Source organism: Paenibacillus liaoningensis (assembly GCF_059609455.1).
The window spans coordinates 64938-89870 of record NZ_JCAALU010000022.1; the positions used below are offsets into that span (position 1 = coordinate 64938).

General features: G+C 50.4%; 12 protein-coding genes. 3 read left to right on the plus strand and 9 right to left on the minus strand.

The annotated features are described in order from the left end of the window. Positions 1–58 precede the first annotated feature (58 nt). A complete protein-coding gene (locus AC6B99_RS28620; protein ID WP_496664813.1) occupies positions 59–1531 on the plus strand; it encodes an S-layer homology domain-containing protein in 1473 nt (490 codons plus the stop codon). A gap of 102 nt (positions 1532–1633) precedes the next feature. On the opposite strand, the gene AC6B99_RS28625 is transcribed toward AC6B99_RS28620, so the two are convergent. Beyond that, complete coding sequence (locus AC6B99_RS28625; RefSeq protein ID WP_496664814.1) at positions 1634–6136, minus strand: invasin domain 3-containing protein; 4503 nt, start codon at positions 6134–6136, stop codon at positions 1634–1636. A gap of 369 nt (positions 6137–6505) precedes the next feature. Here AC6B99_RS28625 and AC6B99_RS28630 point away from each other — a divergent pair, with 369 nt between their 5' ends. Both AC6B99_RS28630 and AC6B99_RS28635 read left to right on the plus strand, forming a co-directional pair. Further along, on the plus strand, positions 6506–10987 hold the full coding sequence (locus tag AC6B99_RS28630; RefSeq protein ID WP_496664815.1) for an AAA family ATPase: 4482 nt from the start codon (positions 6506–6508) through the stop codon (positions 10985–10987). Positions 10988–11046: 59 nt separating this feature from the next. Beyond that, positions 11047–11907: an alpha/beta fold hydrolase gene (locus tag AC6B99_RS28635; protein WP_496664816.1), complete on the plus strand. Its 861-nt coding sequence runs from the start codon at positions 11047–11049 to the stop codon at positions 11905–11907. An 87-nt stretch (positions 11908–11994) separates the two neighbouring features. On the opposite strand, the gene AC6B99_RS28640 is transcribed toward AC6B99_RS28635, so the two are convergent. The 8 genes from AC6B99_RS28640 to AC6B99_RS28675 form a co-directional block, all read right to left on the minus strand. Next, positions 11995–13002: a FecCD family ABC transporter permease gene (locus tag AC6B99_RS28640; protein WP_056040924.1), complete on the minus strand. Its 1008-nt coding sequence runs from the start codon at positions 13000–13002 to the stop codon at positions 11995–11997. Further along, complete coding sequence (locus AC6B99_RS28645; protein ID WP_056040923.1) at positions 12999–14006, minus strand: FecCD family ABC transporter permease; 1008 nt, start codon at positions 14004–14006, stop codon at positions 12999–13001. Before AC6B99_RS28645 ends, AC6B99_RS28640 begins: the two co-directional genes overlap by 4 nt. Positions 14007–14039: 33 nt before the next feature. Continuing rightward, positions 14040–15017: an iron-hydroxamate ABC transporter substrate-binding protein gene (locus AC6B99_RS28650; protein WP_056040921.1), complete on the minus strand. Its 978-nt coding sequence runs from the start codon at positions 15015–15017 to the stop codon at positions 14040–14042. A 313-nt stretch (positions 15018–15330) separates the two neighbouring features. Further along, a complete protein-coding gene (locus AC6B99_RS28655; RefSeq protein ID WP_496664817.1) occupies positions 15331–16986 on the minus strand; it encodes a helix-turn-helix domain-containing protein in 1656 nt (551 codons plus the stop codon). 401 nt (positions 16987–17387) lie between these two features. Then, positions 17388–20834, minus strand: a complete 3447-nt coding sequence (locus tag AC6B99_RS28660; protein ID WP_496664818.1) for an S-layer homology domain-containing protein — start codon at positions 20832–20834, stop codon at positions 17388–17390. A gap of 206 nt (positions 20835–21040) precedes the next feature. Then, positions 21041–22219, minus strand: a complete 1179-nt coding sequence (locus AC6B99_RS28665) for a Ger(x)C family spore germination protein (protein ID WP_056040915.1) — start codon at positions 22217–22219, stop codon at positions 21041–21043. Continuing rightward, the gene (locus AC6B99_RS28670) at positions 22194–23312 is read right to left on the minus strand and encodes a GerAB/ArcD/ProY family transporter (protein ID WP_056040911.1); all 1119 of its coding nucleotides are present in this window, start codon (positions 23310–23312) and stop codon (positions 22194–22196) included. The genes AC6B99_RS28665 and AC6B99_RS28670 overlap by 26 nt, the downstream gene beginning before the upstream one ends. An 18-nt stretch (positions 23313–23330) precedes the next feature. Further along, positions 23331–24800: a spore germination protein gene (locus AC6B99_RS28675; RefSeq protein ID WP_496664819.1), complete on the minus strand. Its 1470-nt coding sequence runs from the start codon at positions 24798–24800 to the stop codon at positions 23331–23333. Positions 24801–24933: the final 133 nt, after the last annotated feature.

Genomic DNA, 24933 nt, shown 5'->3' on the forward strand with positions numbered 1-24933 from the left:
GTTGAATAACCAATTTACATATAAGCAGGACATTATACGAAAATGAGGGTGAGTTAAAATGAATGACCGTTTGTTGAAGAAGGAAATGCGCAAATACCGCAAAGCGGCGCAGCAGAGCAATTCATTACGTCAAAGCGCTTCCAAGGTTTTACTCGCTTTAGGAGCTGTAGGCTCCATGACTGGCACGGTATCGGGACTTGGCATTTCTGGTGTCCATGCAGCAGCAGCTGAGCCTTTCCGGTTCAGCGATGTCCCGCAAAGCTCATGGGCTTACCCGGCGGTCATGAAGCTAAGCGCGATGGGAATTATCAGCAATAATAAACAAAATTTATTTTATCCCAATGAAAAAATGACCTATGAGGAAGCGCTCATTATGACGCTCCGGCTTAAGGGTGTGGAAACGCCCCCGAAAAGCGCAGCGAAGTCTCCGCTTTCAGCCAGCCTATGGGCTCAGGATTGGATTGCTTTAGCTATTGAACAAGGTATTATTGTACCAGAGGAAGAGAAGGCGGCCTCCGAAACTTGGGGCAAAACGAATGTCTCCCGCGAGTGGTTGATGAAAGTGATTGTCCGGGCACTCGGCCAAGAAGCATCAGCCATTAAGCTTACAAGCAGCAAGCCCTCCTTTGTTGACGCTAAAAAAATATCTCCTGCCTATTTGGGTTATGTAAATGCCGCCATTAAACTTGGTGATGCAAGTGGGTATGCAGATCGTACCTTCCGTCCGGAAATCAGCGTTACTCGACTGGAAATGGCTGCTATCGTAGCAAACGCCGAGCTTTATGCGAACCAGACCGATAAAGTCGTCCGCGGCATGCTCGTCCGTTTATCTGCGAACGATATCACTTTATTTTCCGACAGTGGCGAATCCATTCATTTTGAAATCAATGCAGGCACGGTTGTACAGGGCACGCAGCTTCAGCCCGGACAGATGATTGCGGTCGTCTATACGGGAGAAACTGCCTTCTATGTGGAACCGAGCGCCAGCCTGTCTTTCATCGAAAGACAAAATCAACAGGCGCAGCAGGATTGGCTGAAATCTATTTTTGAAGGCATTGTCGTTTTTGATGCCAGCCAAGCTGCTACTTATGAGAAATATCAAGTAGTTACTTATAGCGGCAGCACCTATGTGGTGGTGAAATCTCCACCCGCCGGGCTGCCGAACAGCTCAGCTGATTATATGGTTCTTGCAGCCGCAGGAGCGAATGGCTCATCTGGAGGTGCAGGCGCGGCCGGTGCAACAGGTGCTACTGGGGTAACGGGTGCTACTGGCGTTACAGGGGCTATCGGAGCTACTGGAGCTCAGGGCGTTCAGGGTAATACTGGTGCTACAGGAGCTACTGGTGCTCAGGGCGTTCAGGGTAATACTGGTGCTACAGGAGCTACTGGTGCTCAGGGCGTTCAGGGTAATACTGGTGCTACAGGAGCTACTGGTGCTCAAGGAGTTACTGGCGCCACTGGACCGACTGGTGCTCAGGGCATTCAAGGAGTTACTGGCGCTACCGGCGCTACAGGAGCTACAGGTTCTTAACGTTTTTATGTATCGTTTCAAGTGATATCGCGGTGTCGACTATAAAATGCGAAAAGACACTGCCTTGCTTGGCAGTGTCTTTTCGCATTTTTCTACTTAAAATTAATCGTTGATTAGCTCTGCTTGCAGCAGCATTCGATAAATCAGCACGGTCGTCTCAGCGCGTGTCAATAATTTTTTCGGCTGCAGCTTATTGCCATAGCCCTTTACAAGACCTTCCTTAATAGCAATCTGTATCGCTTCGCGCGCCCACTCCCCAATTTGATTAACGTCAGCGTATTCGGATAAATCCACTGTTGTATTGTCATTTATTGCAAGCGAAGCCCCTTCTGCCAGTCTCAGCGCACGAACGATGATGACAATAGCTTCTTGCCTCGATACCTGCTCGTTTGGCCTGAACGTTCCGTCTTTAAACCCGTCCATAATACCATAGGCCTTTACAGAAGCTACAGCGCCACTATACCAGCTCGACTCATTTACGTCGTGGAAGTCCGTATGATTTCCTACGTTCGGCAAACCTAATGCTCTTGCAAGCAATCCGGCTATTTCAGCACGGGTAATGGCAGCTTCCGGATTAAAATGGCTTTCATCCTGGCCATTAACAATCATTCTGCTGTTCATGCTGGAAATTTCTGCAGCAGCCCAATGTCCTTGAATGTCCACTAAATCGGATTTTTTGAGTGCGAGTGCATAGGTACTGTTCGTAAACCCTTGAATAATGGCAGCCTGTCGTCCATTCAGCTCCATAAACACCGTTGGTGCTGGATGTACGCCAAGCGTCTCATCCCACACTACTGCTGTTGAGGCCATTCCGGAATCATTCTTTGGCAAATAAATGATCCTCTCCACATAGCGATTGAAGCTGGAAAGCTCTTTTGGCCCGCTTGGGGTGATCAGTTCAATTTTAAACTGGAGGGGATTTCCCACGAGCTGAAAGCCGCCCTTTTCCGCTTCTTGCTGGAAGCCGGCTAACGTTTTACTTTTTTCAATACCAATCATAATGCGAATATCAGTTGCACTGCTCCAACCGTATTCCTTGCTTGTCAGCTCGGCCATAGGCAAACGATACTGTCCGTACTTCGTCATCAATGTAACGCTCGAAGCCTTTTGGGAGAGCATGACCGCTGCATCAGCCGTAAGCTGCAAGCTGACTTGGTCCGCCTCATTTTCGATGAAAATAGAGATCGTCTGCTCTGGCGAAGAGGACAATGAATCCGTCGCCTTACTGATGGTAACAGCATCCAATTTGGCATTGATACGCTTTGCCCCGTTTGCTTCCATCTGGAGCGAAGCCGCACCCGCTATTTCTTTATCATTAATTCGAATTACAATCGACTTATCCGCTGCAGAAGCAGTCGTACTGGAGGTGCCGCCTGAATTGGAATTAGCGGCTGCTGCGCGGTTTACGTTGAGCTTATAGTTTTTAATCGTGCCATCCTGCGCCTCGATCCGAACCTCAAACGTATTGTTACCCGTAGCAAGCGAATATTCATCGGTTGCCGTGCCACTCGTCACCTGTGTACCGTTTACGTAAACTTCGGAATAGGCATTTGACGTGGTCAGTGTCATGTTCAAACCAGCTGTCGACTGACTCACATTGACAGTATAATCCGTAATGGCCGGATCAAAATTGAAGCTCACCGCGCCTTCAGCTCCCGCTAATTCCCATTCCGACAAATCCGCATTGCTGCTTAAAGGAACGATATTTTGAATGTTAATCGTAGCAACAGCAGCATTTCCTGTGGTATCCAGGGCGTAGACAGAATATACTCCGTTCGTCTGTACGGTAAATGGATCCGTTATTTCCGTGCCATCCGTTTCAAAATAGGAGACATTGCGACTTCCTTCCGCCCATTTTATCGAAGCGATGTGGTTGAATTCCCCTATAGCTGCTGCCGACGTATGAACAGTCACCGTTCCAAAAGTTGCTGCTGTTGGGTCTGCTTGCAGTGCAATAGTTGGAGGCTGATCATAGACGAATGATACCTCTACAGTTTGGTCCAGCGTAACTCCGCTCTCCTCTTCTTCGGCAAAATAAGTAACGTCCTCTGAGGCTGTATTACTCACCGCAAAGACAGCAATTCCATTTGAATCGGTCACTACAGCAGGCTGAGCAATTATGGAGTGCCCGCCACTTGCTTGAAGCCGCACCGTTTGCCCCACTATCGGATGGTTATGATCATCCAGCAGCTTCACGGAAATCAAGGCGCTGTTGCTGCCGTCTGCCCGAACCACTGCCGCACTTGCGGTGACGGTTGATTGGGAGGGGCTTACCTCCCCGGCGAGGAACTCGATTTCTTCGGTCATCCGTATCGTCTGCCCATCCACAGTTGCGCTCACAATCGCTTGACCTAACGTATTCGGAGCAGTCAGCGTTGCTGTATACGTGCCGTCACCGTTATCCGTCACTGCACTAACAGTACCCAGCGTCGTAGCAATCGTTACCGTCGCTCCACCGGATGTCAAACTGTTCTCCCGTGCGTCGCTCAGACTTACATGAATCGTTGTCTGGCTTGCTCCGTCAGCGGTTAGGGACCCATCTGACACTTGAATTCTGCTAGTTAATACGGATGGAGCTCCTGGAACAAACGATACGGTTGCCGTATCGGCAAGCGCCAGACCGCCAACTTTGGCGCTCACAATAGCGGTGCTTGCTGTTGATGACGCAGTCAGCAGCGCCGTATACGTTCCGTCACTATTATCCGTAACGACACCTACGGTACCCCGCGTCGAAGCAATCGTAATCACTGCCCCTCCGCTCGTCAAGGTATTGCCCTGCGCATCCTTCAGCTTAACGCTTATCGTCGTCTGGCTCACGCCATCTGCGGTCAAGGATGCATCCGCCGCCTCCACAGTGCTCGTTGCCGTTGAAGCGGCACCGACTACAAACTGCACGATCGCTGTTGACGCTATCAACTGGCCTCCAACAGTTGCACTGACGGTCGCGCTGTCTATTGTTGCTGAAGCTGTCAATGTCGCCGAATAAGTTCCGTCTCCGTTATCGGTTACGGGGCTTACCGTCCCCTTAGTAGCAGCAATCGTTACCGCTGCTCCTCCGCTCGTCAAGATATTGCCCTGCGCATCCTTCAGCTTCACGCTGATCGTCGTCTGGCTCGTGCCATCGGCGGTCAAGGACGCATCCGCCACCTCCACTGTGCTCGTCGCCGTTGAAGCAGCTCCGGCCACAAACTGCACGCTCACTGTTGACGTGATCGATTGACCGCCAACGGTTGCGCTGACGGTCGCGGTACCTACCGTTGTCGAAGCTGTCAGTGTCGCTGAATAAGTTCCGTCTCCGTTATCGGTTACGGAGCCCACGTTCCCCCGCGTCGAAGCAATCGTTACCACTGCTCCTCCGCTCGTCAAAGCATTGCCCTGCGCGTCTTTCAGCTTCACGCTTATCGTTGTCTGGCTCACACCATCGGCAGTCAAGGTCGCATCTGCTGACTCCACAGTGCTTGTCGCCGTTGAAGCAGCTCCAGCCACAAACTGCACGCTCGCTGTTGACGTGATCGATTGACCGCCAACGGTTGCGCTGATGGTCGCGCTACCTACTGTCACAGGAGCAGTTAAACTTGCCGTATAGGTCCCATTTCCGTTATCCGTTACAGCGCTTACCGTTCCCTTCGATGCAGCAATCGTTACTGCTGCTCCTCCACTCGTCAAGGCATTGCCATACACATCTTTCAGCTTCACACTTATAGTCGTCTGGCTCGTACCATTAGCCGTTAGCGTTGCAACACTCGTTTCAACCGTGCTTTGCGACGCAGACGGCGCACCTGCCACAAACTGCACACTCGCTGTTGATGGTATTGCTTGACCGCCTACGGTCGCGCTCACGGTCGCACTGCCCGTTGTTGTCGGCGCAGTCAAAGTCGCCGAATACGTCCCGTCCCCATTATCCGTTACGGCGCTTACGGTTCCCTTCGTCGCCGTAATCGCAACCGTCTCCCCTCCCGTTGTCATTGCCGTTCCTTGCGCATCTTTCAACTGCACGCTCACGGTTGTCTGGCTTGTGCCGTCGGCAGCAAGGCTCGCCTGACCGCTTGAAACGGTGCTCAAGGCCGGAGAGAGCGAATAGTCTGGGACCATGTATGTTTTAAAAGAAAAATCACGGCTGCTGGCAATAGAATAACCTCTTGTATAAGTATCAGTAGAGCTGTTATACCATCCAAAACCCGAGCCGCCTGCATATTCCGTAGTAACAACCATTCGATACATCGTTTCCTTTGTTAAATAAATCGATGTCCCGGAAAAATCAACTGCGTTCCAGTCTGACCCCGTTGCTGCTAATTGTGCAGATCCAAGCGGGGTTGACAGGTTGCCTTCCTTATAGATGCTAATGATAAGAGCCCCAGGAGAACCAAAGGAACCAGAAAGATTTAAATGAATGGCATCAAGGTATCCCGTTACCGCTGGGGTAAAGGTTTGATAGCGCGGGTTCACAGCATCTACCCATATATTCCCATACACAACTAAACTCTCCTGATCCAATACTGCAGTTCCCGCCGCCTCAGCTAAGCGTACAGATGGCAGCTCCAGTAAAAGTACAACTGCAAGAAATACAGCAATCCATCGTTTATTCCATTTCCATGCTTTCATCATAATCCCCCAATAAATAAATTCATTCTAACTGTTAAAAAAAGTAATTCCGCCAACTACTAAAGCCACCGCAAAAAAAACAACGCTATACCACTTCGTAAACCTCCAACTCGTACCATCGCCATCCCACCATATTTTCGCTAAAATTACGATTCCCAAAATGATGGTGCTGACAAAAGCAATGAGGGCATCCGTCATCGTCTGTTCACCCCAGCCTCTCTCCATGTTCTATGTATGTACCAAATTAATGTAAAAACCGCTATAACCCTATACCTCTTAAGGAGTATTTTCACTGAAATCACACGTAAACGGCGCACGATTTATTATAATAGAAGGAATGAAAGAGTAATTTGACGCCAGAGGTGTTAGGTAATGACAGGAATGCAGCCTTTCGATGATACAACCGGCCAATTGGAGCCAAGTCTAGCTCCCGCCGCGATGCCACTTAGACAATTTATGGGGGAAGGAAGGGGGATGCCTCCTGAGACTTTTCTGCCTTTGGCGAAAGCGCTTGTGGCAAGCATAGGGGAGCTCCATCAGCAGCATATGATTCATCTTGATTTGCGGCCGGAGAGAATAACGATTTTTCCTAATAAAAATAGTGCTGCCGTTAATGATCGCGGATTTGCCGTACAGCGCACCGCCGACCGCTATGTTCGCCCGGCCGGACATTTGATCTCCGAACCGTCACTGGCCTACTGCTCGCCGGAAAACACCGGGCGCATGCAGCGGGCGGTCGACGAGCGAAGCGATCTTTATTCTCTGGGCGTCATTTTTTACGAAATGCTGGCAAGCCGCCTGCCCTTCGTCGCAGACAATTCGCTTGAATGGGTGTATATGCATTTGGTACAGAGCCCTCCGCCAATAATGGATCAGCAGCAGGCTTGGCCTGATGGGCTGGAAGCAATTATTATGAAGCTGCTTGAAAAAAATCCAGACAAACGCTATCCCAATTTCTCCCTCCTGCTCGCTGATTTGGACAAAGTTGGCCACTCCCAGCCTGCTTTTATACTGGAGCCCGGCTTTCACGGCAGGGAGTATGAGCTTTCAATACTCACTCAGGCTTTCTATTCCGCCTGCTTCGGTTCCACAGAATTAGTCTATATTTCGGGTGAAGCCGGTATTGGCAAAACCGCCCTCATCGATGAAGTATTTCGCAAACAGCTGCACACACAGGATTTTTTCTACATAACAGGGAAGTTTGAGCAGCTTGCGAATGAAAGCCCCTATCATCCGATTATTCAGGCGTTTCGCGGACTTATTCGCCACTTGCTTGGTGAGCACAAGGATAAGTCTGAACAATGGAAGCTTCGGCTGCGGGAGGCACTGGGGGCAGGTGCCGGCGTCATTACCGCCATAATCCCTGAGGCTGCCCTGCTGCTGGGCGATGTGCCTGTGGCGGAGGAGCTGCCTGCCCATGAATCGCATAAACGCTTCATATACGTTTTCCGCAAATTTGTGCAGGCTTTAGCTTCAAAAGAGCAGCCCATTGTGCTGTTTATAGATGATTTGCAATGGGCAAATTTATCGTCGCTGCAGCTTATTCATGCTCTAGTCTGCGATCCAGAATGCCAGTACCTGCTCTTTGTATGCGCGTATCGCCATCTGGAAACCGATCGCAGCAAGCTGCCCGGATATGAGCCGGATGGGAGTATCTCGGAGCAAGCGGTCGTTCGCCATCTTCATCTGGCGCCGCTCGATATTGAGCCGATTCAGCAGTTTGTCATGGAGGCGCTGAACAGCCCAGCCGAGACAACCTTGTCTTTAACGGAGCTGCTTTATCATAAATCTGGCGGCAATCCCTTTCACTTCAAGCAAATTTTGCTTCGCATGCAGGATGACGGCAGTTTAAGGTATAACTACGATAAACGCAGCTGGCAATGGGATTGGGAGCAAATAATCGAGCAGGAGCCAAGCTTTGCCATTCATGATCTGATGGCGTATAGATTGAACAGACTGTCTTCCACGGCGCAGAAGCTGCTCCAAATCGCATCCTGTGTAGGAAGCACCTTTTCGCCGCATGTCATTGCACAGGTCGCCCGACAGAATATCGAGGCGCTGTCCACGGAATGGCCCGCTATTGAGGCAGAAGGAATCATCCTTCCCGTTCAAAAGCAGCAATATCGTTTTGCCCACGACAGTATTCAGAAGCTGATTTACAGCCAATTGGACGATTCAGCGAAGCAGGACCTGCATGTCCAAATCGGCCGTTTTTTGAACAGGCAGCACGAGGCTGCATCGGAAGCTGGGATCGAGGAGCATGCGTTTGATGCCGTCAATCATTTGAACAGGGGCGCAAAGCTCTTCTTAGACCCGGATGAAAGGCTTCAGCTCGTGAGGCTTAATTTAGAGGCAGGAACACGGGCCAAAGCCTCCTCCGCCCATGATGTAGCCTTAGGCTATTTTCACAAAGGGGTCGTGCTGCTGAACGAAGACGATTGGGAGGCGTCCTTTGAGCTTTGTTTTGACCTCTATGCCCAAAAAGCGGAATGTGAATATATGTGCGGCCATTATGAGCAATCTGGCGCCGACATCGATCTGCTGCTTAGCTATGCGCGCAATCCGGCTGAACGAAGCAGCGTATTTATGATTCGAATTATGCAATATATCAATCAGGGCAAATATTTGGAAGGCACCGCTCTCGGCCTGCAAAGCTTGAGGGAGCATCACATTATCATTGATCCTAATCCTGGAAGCCAAATGCTTATGATTGAAGGCTTGCGAATTGAAATGCTGCTGCGCAACCGCTATGACAAGCTTGCCCAGCTGAAGGAAATGACTGATGCGGACCGGATCGCAGCGATGAATTTGATTTTTGCGATGGTGCCCTCTACCTTCTTTACGAATAAAAAAGTATATTTTCTGCTCATATGCCGGGCGATCCAGCTGTCGCTTAAACATGGGAACACACCTGTTTCCGCTGCTGCCTATTCGGCTTACGGCATGATTTTGGGCATTTCAATGGGGAAATTCAACAAGGGCTATGCCATTGGCAAGGTAGGCGTGGAGCTTTCCGAGCGATACAATATCTCTTCCGTTAAAAGCAAAACCTATACGATCTACGGCGGAGTATTGTGCCAATTTGCCGGCAAGGCTGGGGAAGGCGATTTTTATGTATCCCAAGCGATGCGTCTAGGTATGGACTCTGGCGATTATGTGTTTGCCAGCTATGCGATCGGAGCCCATATCAATGCCCTGTACGCAAGAGCGCCGCTAAGCGAATTAAATCGGAGAATAGCCGACTATATGGTTGTACTGGATACGACGAAGGATGAATTCGTACGGCAAAATTTTTACCTTTATCAGCAGTTTTTTCTCGCGCTGCAAGGCCGAACGAATGCGCCGGACTCCTTCAGCGGACCTGGCTTTGATGAAGAGCAATTTTTAACGCAAATTCGCCGTGAGGAGACGGCAGCTACTACCTTATTTCAATTCAGCTCTTACAAAACGCAGCTTTGCTGCCTTCTGGGGCGCTATGACGATGCGATTCAATGGGCCAGCCAAGCGAAGACGCATGAAGCCTACGCCACGCATTTGCCCCATTTGCCGGAATGCCTGTTTTATGAATCGCTAGCTATCATGGCGGCCTATCCCGATCTGCGCAAACACCCGGCTATGAGAAATAGCCTGCTGCGCAATCTTGGCCATTTGCGAAAATGGGCCCTATGGAGTCCGGATTTTTATCAGGCAAGATCCCACATTCTTTATGCAGAATATGCTCGCGTCTGCAATAAGCGAAGCGAGGCAGAGGAGCTTTATGACAAAGCGCTGCGCCAGGCCAGAGAGGTGAGCGATATTCAAGCGATCAGCCTAGCAGCCGAACTCGCAGCGAACTACTATATGGCTCAAGCTAAGATCAAGACGGCTTTATTTTATTTGCAGACCGCACACGACGGGTATATGCAGTGGGAAGTGTACGTAAAATCTAAGCATTTGGAGGAGCAGCTGCTTAGCTTGCGGCGGCAAGAGCAGACACAAGCAGATTCCGCTTCTGCACGAATGTCCTTATACGCCCTGCCTGCCGATACGGATAGGAGCCAGAAGGAGCAGCCAGCTGCTCCAGCCTACTTCCACAGCAACGAAACGCTGGCAACGGAAAGCCTTGATCTCGCCGCCATATTGCAAACCACGCAAGCGATAGCGAACCCGCTCGATATGGACGCCGTGCTTGCGGAAATCATGAGAACGATATTGAGGCATGCTGGCGCAAGCAAGGGAGCCTTGCTAACAGGCAGCCATGATGTCCTTTCTGTTCAGGTTTATGCCGCCTCGGAGGAGCAGACTGTCCCGTCCCCTTTCGAGCTGAAGGACAGCTCCCTGCTGCCAGAAGGCATTATCCGCTATGTGCTTCGTACACAGGAGAAGGTTCATTATGCCGGAGCCGAAGAAAGCTGGCTTATCCATAACCCTTATATGGGAAAGCATCGGCCCCAGTCGGTTATATGCATCCCCGTTGCTGTTCACGGCACCATGCTCGGCGTGCTTTATCTTGAAAATAAGCTGGCAAGCGGCGTGTTCACAGCTGAACGCATACCGGTATTGCTCGCTATAGCCTCTTACGGTCTACTAATGTGTGTTCTGCAAAGCTTGCCGGAGCAACCCGAGCTTCAGGCCAGCAAGGAAACCGATGATATGCAGCCGCCTCCCAGCTTGATTGCAGAGCCGCTTACGGAGCGCGAGCTCGAGGTGCTTGCCCTGCTTGCCTCAGGCTTATCCAATAAAGAGATTGCCGAGCATCTCATTATCGCCCTAAGCACGGTAAAGGTGCATGTAAAAAATATTTTTGCTAAACTCAAGGTCAATCGGCGCACAAAAGCAGTCGCTCAGGCGAAGGAGATGAAGCTGCTCAGCTAATGCTGTCAGCCCTATCCTACTTTTCGCAAATGTAATCGGCTCACCAAATGGAGGTATTCATGAACATGATCCCTACACCCCCACATTCATTTGGATCAAGTGCATATGTCACCACTGGCGATGGACGCAAGCTGCATTATATGGTCAAAGGAAGCGGCAAGGTGACGGTCGTTTTTGAATCAGGAATGGGATTTTCCCGTTCGACCTGGGGCCTCGTTCAACCAATCGTTGCCAAGCATGCCCGCGCCGTCGTTTATGACCGTGCGGGCAGCGGACGCAGCGATGCCGATACGGCTCCCCGCACGCTTCATAGACTCGCCGATGACCTCGGCATTTTGCTCGAAGCGCTTGGTCCCGGCCCCTTTATTCTCGTGGGCCACAGCTGGGGCGGCCCGATCGTTCGCGCCGCAGCAGCGGCAAATCCTTCACGCATACGCGGTATTGTATTGGTCGACCAGTCCGACGAAAATTGCGCGATGTACTTCGGCAAAGCTGTGGCTAAACGGTTTGCGATGAGCCGAGTGCTATTTCCGCTATTGGCGCGGCTCGGTCTATATCGCCTGCTTGGCAGCCGCCCCGGCAGCGTGCAGCCTGCCGATGTAGCAGCAGATCATCGCAAGGAGGATTTTACGATTGCGGCTGCGAGCACGCTGGCGGCTGAACTAACGCCATTTCTGGACGATTTGGCCTCGCTTCGCACCACGCCTCCAGCGCTTGGCGATTTGGAGGTGTGCGTCATTTCGGGAACGAAGCCGATACGCTCGGAACAAAAAATAAGAACGGCTATTATAGCTGCCCATCGCGAAACCGCAGCTACCTTGCCGGGCGGCAGATTTGTCGAAGCTCCCCATTCCGGCCATCTCGTCATGTTTACCGATCCAGCTATTATCATTGAAGAAATTTTGAAGATGAATGTGTAAATGAATTTGAATGGATTCATGCAGAAAAAGCCCTGCACCAGTGGAACTTCTTCCACATGGGGCAGGGCTTTTCGTGCTGAAGCCACGCTATTTTTTCAACAGCAAATATGCAAAATACGGTACGCCGATCAACGATACCATAATGCCAGCCGGGATACCATCAGGATCGACAATGTTGCGGCCAATCGTATCCGAGAGCAGCAGCAGCAACCCGCCGAGCAGCACAGCGACCGGAATAAACAGCTGATTGCGCGGACCAACCAGCGTCTTTGCAATATGCGGAGCCATTAGCCCCACGAAAGCGATGCCGCCCGTCACAGATACCGCAGCAGCAGCAGAGGCTACGGCAGTGACAATCAGCATGAGACGCTCACGTTCAAGATTCAAGCCGACACCCCGCGCCGACTCCTCGTTCAAGCTGAGCAGATTGAGCCGCTGAGCTTTATACAGAGTGAATGGAATAAGCAGGATGAGCCAAGGAAGCAGCGCCCAAATAAACGGCCAATCCGTTCCCCATATGTTTCCTGCCAGCCACTTGGATATAAAATCGACCTTGGAGCGTTCCGCTGCGGAAATGATGACGATCATAATACCCGACAGCGCCAGAGAAAAACCGACGCCGACCAGCACCAGACGTATCGGATCAAGACCGCGGCTTCTGCTGTACGAGAAAGCATAGATTAATGCAGCCGTGAGCAATGCCCCGATAAAGGCAACTACCGGCAAAACATAAACAAACGATCCTACGCTCACCGGAACATATAGAAAGAAAATCGCAATGCCTACGCCTGCCCCGGAATTAATGCCGATAATGCCCGGGTCCGCCAATTCGTTGCGGGTTACGCTCTGCAAAATCGAACCGGATAAAGCGAGCGCCATTCCTGAAAGCAAGGTAATAAAGATGCGAGGCAGCCGTACCGAAAACAGCACAAACTCCTCTTTAAACGTGCCTTGCCCAAGCAAAACGGGAAGCAGCCGGTCAAAGGACAGAGATGCATAGCCTAAGCCCATGCTCACCACCGCAACCACAGCGATTAACCCTAAGCCGACAAGCAAAATCAAACGTTGTTTACGAGCTAGTGTACGTGGAATCATGAGAAAGCTTTGCCTCCTTTACGCACGACAATGAGGAAAAAAGGCAAGCCCACCATCGCCACAATCGCGGCCATTGGCGTCTCATAAGGCGCATTAATGGTGCGGGCAAGCGTATCGGCAAGCAGCATAAAGGATGCGCCTGTAAATACCGAAATCGGCATGATATACCGATAGTCGGTTCCAACAACCAAGCGAACGATATGGGGAATCATTAAGCCTACGAAAGCAATGTTCCCAACCAGCGCAACCGCTGCCCCCGTAAGCATAATGATAAGAACAAACAAAATCGCTTTGATTTGTACAAGCTTTTGCCCGAGTCCCACCGCCACATCATCGCTTAGGCTCAAAATTGTCAGCTGGCTCGAGAGCATAAGCGCTACCAGTATGCCGATCAAAATAACCGGAGCGATCGCTTGAAGCTGTCCCCAAGTCGTGCCAATCAAGCCGCCAGCCGTCCACATGGACACATCCTTGGATATTTTGAAGGCTAGGCTGATACCGCTTGAAATGGCGTAGAGAAAAGCTGAAATCGCCGCGCCCGCCAGCACAATCCGCATGGGAGACAGGCTCCCCCGGCGCATAGAGCTAAGGATGAGCACTAAAGCGGCCCCCAAAGCAGCGCCTAAAAAGCAGGCGATCATCATGCCGAAGTAACCTAGCCCTGGCAAAAATATAAAGGTCAGCGCCAGCCCCATGTTCGCGCCCGAGGTTAAACCCAGCAAGCCCGGATCAGCAAGCGGATTGCGGGTTATTCCTTGCATGATCGCGCCAGATACAGCAAAAGCCGCTCCAACCAAAATAGCAGCCAGCTCGCGCGGCACCCGAATTTCACGCAGGACGAGAAGGTTGTCGCCCTTGGAATCGGATGTCAGAGCGAGCCATAAGTCCTGCAAATGAATTTCCTTTGCTCCTAATAGAAGCGAAAGAATGAAGCAAACGACCAGCAGCAGTGTGCTGCCGGCCAGCTTCCAGGAAAACGAAATTGCGCCTTGTTTCTTTTTCAATTCAATCTCATCTTTTCTTCAAATGGGATAGGATTATTGGCCGAGAAAGCTTTGTTTGAAAAACGCAAGCTGATACTCCAAGCTCAATGGATCGTTGAAATAAAACCCTTTCGCATCGACCTCGAAGACGTGGTTGTTGACGACGGCAGGGACGCTTTTGTAAATTTCGGTATTTTGGAACGAATTGTCTTCATCCGCATTTTTACTAAAAATGACGTAATCGCCCATATAGTCCTTCAGAACTTCGGTCGACACGGCGAAATAACCGTCTGTTTTCGTGCCTTCCTTCACTTTTTCCGGCATGCCAAGACCAAGATCGCCATAAAGCAGCTCGGTGCCGCGGCCAAAATTGTAGCCGTAAACGTACAGCTGCTTATTGAACGTTTCGATAACCGAAACCGTCACATTGTCGCCGACCTTCGCTCTAATTTCTTCGCCCGCTTTTTTCGTTCTTGCGGAAAAATCATCGACCCAGGCTTGCGCTTCTTTTTCTTTATTCAGCAATTTGCCGATTTCGAGCTGCTGCGTCAAATAATCGACCTTGTTGTACGTAAAGGTAACCGTAGGCGCGATTTGCTTGAATTTATCAATATTTTTAATGTCGGAAAGCCCGATAATCAGATCAGGCTGCAGCTCGATGATTTTTTCAATACTTTCGTCGGAAACCGCCTCAACATCCTTTAACTTCTCTTCAAAATTCGGGTTCGCCTTGGACATTTCATCCGCACCGACTAAAGGCACACCCAAAGCCATGACGTTGCCCGTCAAAAATCTCGTCAGCACGACGACGCGCTGCGGATTTGTCGGCACCTCGACTGGACCATTTTCAGATTGATATGTAAACGTTGCAGATTCCGCCTCTGCCGAAGGTGCAGCTGACGTGCTAGTATTGCCCGTATTGCTGCTGTTTCCCGCATTTCCGGCAGCTCCGGCATTACCCGCTTGATTTCCGCTGCAAGCGCTAAGTGCAACCGCCATAAGAAGTAGAAGCGGAATAAAAAGCTTTTTCATAAGATGACTCTCTCCCTTTTTTAAAATATAAGAATGTATATAATTTTTTCTATCCTTTCTCTATATTTTTCTCGGACTGAAACGCGCTGCACCGCCAAAGGACGGCGACAGCCGTTTCACCTTGAAATATAGGAAAGTATACTATTTCGCCATCCTTTCTCTATATTTCTCGGACTGAAACGCGCCGCGCTGCCAAAGGACGGCGACAGCCGTTTCACCTTGTGATTATGAAAATCATTCGCATTCGCTTTTCATCATTATAGAGGCCACCTATGCGCCAAGCCATGCCTTTTTGTTCGAAAAATAGCTTGGACTATTGGCTGCCCGTAAATAAAGCTACCGCACGTCCAAGCTGCAGCCGAATCGAAATCGGGTTGTATGGCACCCATTCGTCCTTATCCAGCACATGTACTTTATTTTGCTTCACTGCGGGAAGGCTGAGCCAATACGGCGACTCAAACGTTTTCTGCGCATGGAGCGTTGAGCCCTTCTCATCTGGAAACGCAATGACGACGATCCGGTCCCCCGCATATTCCGCAAGCTCCGCTGCCTCAATTGGCACAGAATGAAATTGCTCTCCCAGCTTGTCCATTTCCTCCGCAATCCGTGCAGGCGGCCGCAGGCCTAGAGATTGATACAGCACATATCCTACATTTCGCGCCCCATATATGAGCAGCCTCTCCGGCTTAATGACTAGTATTGTGATGATCTCGCGCGCGGCGGGACTTTGCTGGACGAGAGCACGCGCCTCCTGCTCCTGCCGCTCAAACGTATGCAGCCACTGCTCGGCCGCACTTACTCGCTGCACCGCTTGGGCAATGAGCCGCAAATGCTCCTTCCACCCCATGTCCATCCATGAAATTTCCACGACAGGCGCTATCGCCCGCAGTTGCTCGGGCCTCAGCCCATATTGCTGCAAATGCTGCTTCGCAGCAATAATGAGCTCCACCTTCGCATCCAGCAATACCGATTTCACCTGTTCAGGCGAGCTCTCGGCATGAATGAAGCGCATCGTTTGCGGAGGCGGCATATCTGCGGTACTCACATATTCGCTGCTTTCCGTAATCGTAACGGCAGGCTCCAGCCCAAGCAGCATTAAATGGCTGGCGTAAGGAAGGAGCAGCACGGCTACATGCTGCAAAGAGTCTCGGCTATACCCTGAAGGAGCAGCACCCGTCTGCTGCTTGAAGCGCCGGCTCAAATAAAACTCATCATGGTAGCCTACCTTAAGCGCAATTTCCCTAAGCGTGCCCGAACCGTTAATTAGCAGCTCCTTGGCGCGGTGGACACGCAGCCGTGACAAATATTCATTAGGCGAAAAGCCGTTAAGCTGCTTAAACAAGGTCGAATAATGCGACGGACTGACCCCAGCCATTGCCGCCAGCTGCTCACGTGTTATTTTTTCATTAAAATGGTTTTCTAAATATGCGACGCTTCGCTCCATTGACGGTTTGTCGCTCGTTGCATATTTGGCGTCCATCCACTCCAGCAAGTACAGCAGTATTTGGTGAAAAAGAATTTGATTTTGCATATGACGCACCTCATGCGCAGGCAGTCGATGGACATACAGCTCCTCCATCTGCGAGACAACGGCTGGCGCATGAGGAATAAACAGGCTATTCAGGCCACCAGCTACCTCGCTTATCCGTACGATTGCACCCGCGGCTAAAGTACGCTGCTGCTCGATTGTGCCAATTACCAGCTTATAGGCATGCAGCGGCTGCACCGCGCTAGTCACTAAAGACACATGGGTTTGCGCGGGGATAACGATAACACTGCCTTCCGTCAGCTCATACGTCTGATCGTTCATCGTGAGCGTGCCTTTGCCGCTGGCGATCGCCAGGAGCGAGGCTGCATTCTCGTTTATTTTATACATGGGCATATTTGAAGTGCTGTACAGCGAATGAATGCTGGCAGCAGCATATAGTGGAAAATGAGACTCCGCCCACTCCAACTCAACATGAATCATCCTTACAGCCCCCGATGTGATCTATTTATGGACCTTCTATTTATACTAACCACTATTATCCCGATTATATAAAAAAATAGCTATAGCCTTGAAAATTTATAAGCATAGTGAAAAAAAGGCGCTGCTTCGCGCATATTTTATGCTTTTGCATACAAAAAAACGCTCGGGACACCAAGCGTTACGAAATTGTAAAATATTGAGTTTATACGATATAAAATGGGAATAATCATACAGCTGCCCAAACGCTCACAGATCCAATAAAGCCTTTAAAATGATTCGACATAATTCATCTTATTTCCTGCCCTGCTGGGCGTTTCGCTTCATTTAAAAAAGCAAAAAACACCTGCAAGTTACAGGTGCCTTTTGCCTAGTCGTTATCTATGAAACATATGAGAATCGTATTAGCCGATAAATCCTACTGCTTGCAAAAATCTATTCAGCATCACTGCCGCCTGCGCTCTAGTTGCAAAGTCTTTAGGCGCGAAGGTTTGGTCGGCCATTCCGGTAATTATCCCTGCTTTAGCTGTCTCGGCAACTGCGGTCTCAGCCCACGGGGAGATCAGATCCTGATCGGCAAATGCAGCCTGCGCCCCGCTATCTACTGGCTCAGTTCCGTCTTTGGAGACAATCGTCAATGCTCTGGCAATCATAACCGCCATCTGTTCCCGGCTGATCTGCTCATTGGGCCCAAAGCGCTCAGTGGTTAGTCCTTGAACAAGTCCGGCTCTTACTGCTGCTTCTACCGCAGAAGCATACCATGCAGTCGGGGCTATATCCGTAAAACCTTTATACTCGGAGTCATGCTTTAAAGAGATTCCCATTCCGCGCACGAGTAAAGAAGCAAATTCAGCCCGCGTAATGCTGTCATTCGAAGCGAAACGCTCAGCGGAAATGCCATTAACAATGAACCTGGCAGCAAGCTGCTCAACCTCTGCTTTCGCCCAGTGTCCTTGCATGTCGGCAAAAGAAGGAGCGTCCTTCCTGATTACAGCATAGATGCTATGATGAGGAGTTCTCATGACGGCCTGCTTGCTGCCGTTGTTTCTTTCGCCCAATTGGGTTGGAATATATGAAACCTGTCTAGTCGCAGGATCATAATGCACGGCAAAAACCAAATCTCCCGCGACTGTCTGATCAATTACAATGGCTTGAACCATATACGTCCCACCAAAATCGCTTATGTCAACCGTCTGCCCGTTCGCTTCAGCCGTTACTTTGAAATCAACAACGCTGCCTAGCAGACTGAACCCTTTGTCATTTCCAACCCGTGTAAGCTCATTACGCACAGTATCGCTGACTTGCTCCATCGTTGAATTGATTTTCAATTCGGATACGGAAACGCCAAGCCGCTTCGCCAGCTTCTCCAGATCAAGCACGCTAGCCTTAAGCTGCATGCTGGAGCCTTTTATTTCGACCTCGATTACGGCATTCGAGAAAGTCTTCCCAATAGCTGCAATCGATGAAGCTGGAAGCTGAACCTGAACGGCGCTTTCCTTATTGTCGATTCTAATTATAATAATCGGGTTCGCTGGGTCCTTTAACTGGCCAGCAGCCTGATTCAAAATACTTTCCGGGACCATCAGCTTTTGAACATTCGTTCCATCCGGTTTCTTCTCGGTTACCAGTACAGAAGGATCAACAATGACCACAACTCTGCCTGACGAATCCGTCACAATTTGATAGTTAGGCCGTACATTAGAAGAAGTCGAAGCTGGATTTGGTGACGGAATCTGTGTGGCCGTTGGGCTAGGACTTGGTGTAGCACTTGGTGTCGGTGTCGGTGTCGGTGTCGGTGTTGGGCTTGGCGTAGAATCGCCTACCGTTATCGTCAGCGTCTGAGCTGCTCCTCCACTAAACATAAATGTCAGGCTCGTTGTACCGACCGGCTGCGACATCATATATGCCTTCAGAATCGTTACTGTGCTGCCTGTTACAGTATAATCCGTTCCTAGAACGAGCGCCGCTGCGCCGTTAGCAACGCTGCTAAGCGTGTTGCCGTTCAGCGTCAGCCCCGTTGCCACGTCAACATTTGCCACTGCTCCCGTGTATTTATCAAAGCTGGCAGCCACAGGGCTGATGAGGCTGTCATTCGGTAGTGGAACAATGTTCGCAACCTCCATTTTTCTCACCGTTTCATTGCCTGCCAAATCCTTGGCGTAAACCGTATAGCTGCCATTGCTGGCCACATCAAAGCTTCCAGCAGCCAATAGGTCGGTTCCAGCACCCGCAAATGCGGCCGCACCATGATCGCCCGGAAGCCATTTCAAGCTGTGCAGCGAATTGCCAATACCATAGGTTGACGTGGTGACGTTCAGCGTTACCGGATCATTCGTCTGTGCGGTCGTTGATGGCGTTATAGAAATAACTGGCGCATCTGGCATCGTTACCTGAAAGGCCAAATTATTCGTTGATCTCGCTAAATAATAGTCATCACCTGCATAATGTACAGTGAAGGTATGAGTTCTCGGCTGCAGTGACGAAACCGTTAAGGTTGCCGTTCCGTTCGCAGCAAGTGAAGAGGAGCCCAGCAGCAAGCCCCCGTCCCTGAACTCAACGTTCCCAGTCGGAATGTCGAAATCACCAGTAAGGGAAGCGGTCAAAGTAATGGGCTGGAGATAGGTAGACGATGCTACCGACGTTTGCAGCGTTACCGCAGGCTGCAGAAATATTTTCACAGGCGTTGCTTGCGACCCGGTGCCATTTCCCCCATCACCAAGCATATATTCACTTCCCCACGACCATAATCGGCCATCTTGGTCAAGCCCATACGATACATCAAAACCGGCAGTTAGAGAGACAAATTGAAAAGACGTACCATTATCCGATACGGCTACTTTATGGGGAGCGGAATTTAATGTTGTGCCGTCTCCAAGCTGCCCGGCAGCATTCAATCCCCATGTCCACATATCACCGTTTTCATCGAGCGCCAGAACATGCTTGTTGCCTCCTGAAACTTGTGTGAACTTCACCGGGTTCCCGTTGTCTAGCACCGGATTTTTCTCTGGGAACCATCTATCGCTGGAGATTTGTCCATCACCAAGCTGCCCTTGATCATTTCCTCCCCAGGTCCATACGTTGCCGATGCTGTCGATGGAAAGCATCAGAAACGTACCCGTACCATAGCCTGCTCCGACTGCGATGGATTGAAATTCGGCTTCCAACGCGCCATCCATCACCCCTAATGGCGTGGGCATATACTGGCCATGGAAAATCTCCCAAATATGCTGCGTCGAATCGATTGCGATTCCGTTCTCCTCATTTCCCTCCAGCGTTTCAAAAACGACAGGGTCTCCGTTGCCGTCCGTCAATTCCCTTTTAGTAGGGACATAAGGATCAGGCGTCCACGATCTGAAACCCCATATCCAAAGCGTTCCATTGCTATCTAACGCAAGCGAAGTAGTGCGCAGGGAGGCGATTTTCTTAAAGGTGACAGCTGTACCGCCGTCCATCACTTCAACCTTTGTCCAGACCATCGTACTCGCAGTCCCAGCGCCAAGTCCCAATTGGCCATCTCCATTATCTCCTGTCGACCACAGCTGCCCGCTCGTGTCCAAGGCAAGTGCGGAATTGAAGCCTGGCTTCACTTCCTTGAACGTCACAGTTGCGCCATTATCCATGACCGTAATCTTTTTCGGAGTATGCGAGGAAACGTTTGTCCCGTCTCCAAATTGACCAGATATGTTGCTGCCCCAAGCCCAGATTTGACCACTTGCATCCAGCGCCATTGTGGTGCCCAGTTGTGAAGCAACGGATGTAAACATCGTCCCCGCTGCAGATGCTTTTGGTGGCAGCAGCATCGGATATACAAATAGAATGACAACCATTATTGCAGCAAGCCATCTTTTCACAAAAATCCCCCTCAATTATATCGCTATACTGTATCGCTTAAAATAATGATAGATTCTGGCGCTTTAGGCACCATTACATTAAGCTAAATTATATTATTCTTAACAATTCTACCATAAAGTAATAGTAGGATTTATATTTTTTTATTCTATTCATTCCAATGTAAATACCGCGCTGTCGACTATTTTCTCCTAGTCTTCAACGCGGTCTAATTTCGCTTCGTTCCTCTTGTGCCAAACTCCTGAATATCAACTTCCACCACAATAGAAACAGGCATTCGACTAAAGCGATCCTCCCAGCCATCCTTCACCCGTTTCCATACCGCCGGCTTCTTAATGCTGAGGCGCTTGCCGAAACCCGCTACATCAACCTTGTACTGGCGCTGCGTCTTGGCGAGCGCTTTTTCCGCCATTTGCTTAATCATGACCGCCGTAGCCTTCTCTGCACGATTGATGAAATCAGCATCAAATGCGTCGCCAGGAAATGCCCAATCCTCCCGCAGCTTGCCCGTTGTCTTAATCTTCACCTGAAAAGAAATTTCGTCCCCCTGGACGATCGGCTGAATGCTGGACGTCATCTTCCGCACCTCATAACCAAGCATGGCGCCGCTGTCCGGCTCAATCCCCTCCACAATGCCATTAGAGTGATTGTTGCCAAGCAGCCAGTTCAGCCCCACCGTCTCGATTTCACTGAGAAAGCCGATCATCCGGGCTGTTGTCCCCCTAATGACTGCTGCGCTCGTGAGCTTCGCCCCTTCTGGCGAGTTGCCTGCGCCTTGAATGACAAAGCTGGACTGCCCGGTCAGATGCTCCGACATATTGCCAAGCGTTAGCGCCGGAGGAATACGCAGCGTCTTGCGATAATTGTCCGTTAGCTCGCGCAGCTCCAAAGCCGGGGTTTTCGTACTCTTCTGTTGTTGATAAATATCGCTCGCCTTTCCGTGAGAAATGACGACGCGGATGGAACGCCGTGTTTCGGTATTGCGCAGAAAAAAGTTAATGACATTTTTCAGATCAAGCTCCCGAGCCGCTTTCTCGCTAATAACAATGACTTGCAGATGCTCATAATTAGGTGGCCTTGCAGATCGGGTAGACAGCTCTCTAATGTTATCGAAGACGATTGGCCCAGCGCTGGACATGTTGACGTAATCCTTCTGCACCTTGCTGCTGGTGCTCTCCGAAAACTGGTTGGGCAGGGCAAATTGATGGGTCATGGCGATGATCGGCCTGGCCCCTTCCTCTTGTCCAGCTGGAAAATCAATGCCGACTCCAAGCGCAATGCCCGTTTCCTCAATTTCATTACGATCCCAGCAGCCCGTCAGCAGCAAAGGGATGACGAGCATGAGCAGCACAACAGATCGATTACGCGCGCTTATTTTTAGTTCCATGCCCCACCCTCCTCACCGCCGCCACTATAAAAAAAATAATGGGAATGGTGCCGAACATAAAAAACGAAGCATAACCGATATAGTCGCCAAGCTTAAACAGCTTGTTCAAATTGCTTGGCCAAATGGCAATCAAAAAAATACAAGGCAAAGACAAATAGGCGAATAGCTGAAATTTTTTGCCCGTTAGCTGTCCAAACCCCAAGCTTCCTCCATAATGGTACATCACGAAGGCTGTAAACATCGATATAACCCACAAGACGGTAAACAAAGACTCGAATCGCTCGAAAAATCCGCCGGGCAGCTCAATGTTCATTGCGACTGACATCGTTGGCCACGTTACGGTCTGCACCTCCTCCACCGTTAAGGAGCCAATCGCAACAGCAACAACCAGCGTATATAGCACCGCTGTCAAGCCGATTCCGGCGAAGGTTGCCTTGAGCGCCTTGCGGGCATCCGTCATGAAGGCCGTCACGAACAGCATCACTTCAAACCCGCTGTAGGATAAAATCGATGGCTCAATTCCTTTCAGCACCGGCGCAATGCCTTCCCCCAATACCGGGCGCAAATTGTCCAGCTCAAAGTCACCGAAGCTGAAAACGATAAAAGCAACCATAATCAGGACAATGATCGGCAAAAAAATCTCGATAAGCTGCGCGATCGCGTTGATTCCCGCTGTCGTCATATAAATGGCAACCCCCATAAATGTGAGCATGATAATGGCGATCGGCGTTTTATCCAGCAAATACATGCGCACAACCTCCCCCATGACACGCAGCAAGTAGCCAGCGGAAAAAATATAATACAGGCACATCATAGCCCCAACGCAGGAACCGATCAATTTTCCAATAATTTCTTGGCTGTATTGATAATAGGTTCTGCCGGGAAAGCGCTGGCTAAGCTTTACAATAATGAAGCCGAACATCATAGCCAATATGCCGCTAAGCAGAACAGACAGCCATCCGTCGGGCGTTCCCACACTTTTGCCAACGCTTTGCGGCAGCACGAGAATGCCTGTGCCGATCATTGCTTTCGCCGTCATCATCGCGGCTTGAGTAGCGGTAATCGATTCCTTGCTCCTATCCTTTGTCTTCATGCTGCATTCCCCTTGTCTCTATTTCTGCCGCTTATCGTCCTGAGGGCTGACCATGGCGGGACGCCGTTTCAACATATGGAGCGGAAAACGGAGGAAAAGGTCCTTCCACTGCGAAGGGCGCGCTGGCACAAACGGCGAGAGGTAAGGAACGCCGAAGCTTTTAAGCCTGGTCATATGAACGGTAATCAAAATATAAAACAAAATGACCCCATAAAGGCCCAGTACCGCAGCCGCCATCATCATGCCAAAGCGCAAAATGCGAATCGCCAGACCCGCCCCATACTGTGGAAAAGCAAACGAGGATATCGCCGTCAGCGCCACGACGATAACCATAATCGGACTGACAATTGCAGCTTGTACCGCGGCTTGACCAATGACAAGTCCTCCGACGATGCCAACCGCTTGTCCAATCGGCTTTGGCAGCCGCAGCCCCGCCTCGCGCAAAATTTCAAGCGTAATTTCCATAATGAGCGCTTCTACAATTGAGGGAAACGGCACGCCCTCTCTGCCTGCAGCAATCGATATGGCCAGCTTGGTTGGAATAAGTCCATGGTTATAGGAAATAAGAGCAATATACAGCGAAGGCAGGAACAGAGCGATAAAAGCTGCTCCATAACGCAGCAGCCGAATGAGCGAGGAAGGCAGCCAGCGCTCATAATAATCCTCTGGCGAGCTCATCATCATCGCAAACGTTACGGGCACAATGAGGGCAATAGGGGTTCCATCGATTAGAATAGCAACCCGGCCTTCCATTAAAGCACCCGCCACCCGGTCAGGCCGTTCGGTATTTTGCACCTGAGGAAATGGCGACATCACATTGTCTTCAACGAGCTGCTCGATATAACCGGATTCCAGCACCTCATCAATATCAATTTGCTTCAGCCTGCTTCTCGTTTCCTCCACCAACGCTTCATCTGTGAGCCCTTTCATGTACAGTAAAGCGATATCGGTCTGGGAGCGCCTGCCGATTTTGTACATGTCCATCGTGAAGCTCGGGTCTTTGATACGGCGGCGGAGCATGGCTGTATTGCTGCGCAACGTTTCGGTGAAGCCGTCCCGCGGGCCGCGCACGACCGCTTCCGAAACCGGCTCCTCAATCGAGCGGCGCTCCCAGCCATGAGTGTCAATGACGAGCGCCGTATCTGTCCCATCCAAAAGCAATACGGTGTTGCCAGACAACACCTCCATGACACAAGCATCAAGTTGATTTTGCGCCTTCACCTCGCCTGCCGAAATAATCGCCTCGGCTATCGTCGCCCTTCTGTCATATCCGGCAGCGTTTTTCTCCAGATGCAAAAGCGGCTTGAGCACTTGTTCATGAATCATCGGCTTGTCGACCAAGCCATCGATATAGATAAGCGCAGCCTGAAAGCCCAAACGGCCCATCATGAACGAGCGAATAACCACGTCTGGACTGTGCCCGATGCGCTTTCTCATTTCCTTCACATTATGGTGAAGCTCTTCGAACAGCTTCGTGTCATTCGTCATGATGGTCCACCCCCTTATGCTGCAAATATCCGAGAATAATCGAAGTTAGCTTTACCCAATAAGTGGATTTTGATGCAAGTGAATGGAGCTAAGCACAGCCCCCTTTCTAAAAGCAAGAGCAGGCCAAATGTTG

Coding starts and splice junctions, on each gene's coding strand:
- AC6B99_RS28620 (WP_496664813.1), top strand. CDS start 59: ATGAATGACCGTTTGTTGAAGAAGGAAATGCGCAAATACCGCAAAGCG.
- AC6B99_RS28625 (WP_496664814.1), bottom strand. CDS start 6,136: ATGATGAAAGCATGGAAATGGAATAAACGATGGATTGCTGTATTTCTT.
- AC6B99_RS28630 (WP_496664815.1), top strand. CDS start 6,506: ATGACAGGAATGCAGCCTTTCGATGATACAACCGGCCAATTGGAGCCA.
- AC6B99_RS28635 (WP_496664816.1), top strand. CDS start 11,047: ATGAACATGATCCCTACACCCCCACATTCATTTGGATCAAGTGCATAT.
- AC6B99_RS28640 (WP_056040924.1), bottom strand. CDS start 13,002: ATGATTCCACGTACACTAGCTCGTAAACAACGTTTGATTTTGCTTGTC.
- AC6B99_RS28650 (WP_056040921.1), bottom strand. CDS start 15,017: ATGAAAAAGCTTTTTATTCCGCTTCTACTTCTTATGGCGGTTGCACTT.
- AC6B99_RS28655 (WP_496664817.1), bottom strand. CDS start 16,986: ATGATTCATGTTGAGTTGGAGTGGGCGGAGTCTCATTTTCCACTATAT.
- AC6B99_RS28665 (WP_056040915.1), bottom strand. CDS start 22,219: ATGGAACTAAAAATAAGCGCGCGTAATCGATCTGTTGTGCTGCTCATG.
- AC6B99_RS28670 (WP_056040911.1), bottom strand. CDS start 23,312: ATGAAGACAAAGGATAGGAGCAAGGAATCGATTACCGCTACTCAAGCC.
- AC6B99_RS28675 (WP_496664819.1), bottom strand. CDS start 24,800: ATGACGAATGACACGAAGCTGTTCGAAGAGCTTCACCATAATGTGAAG.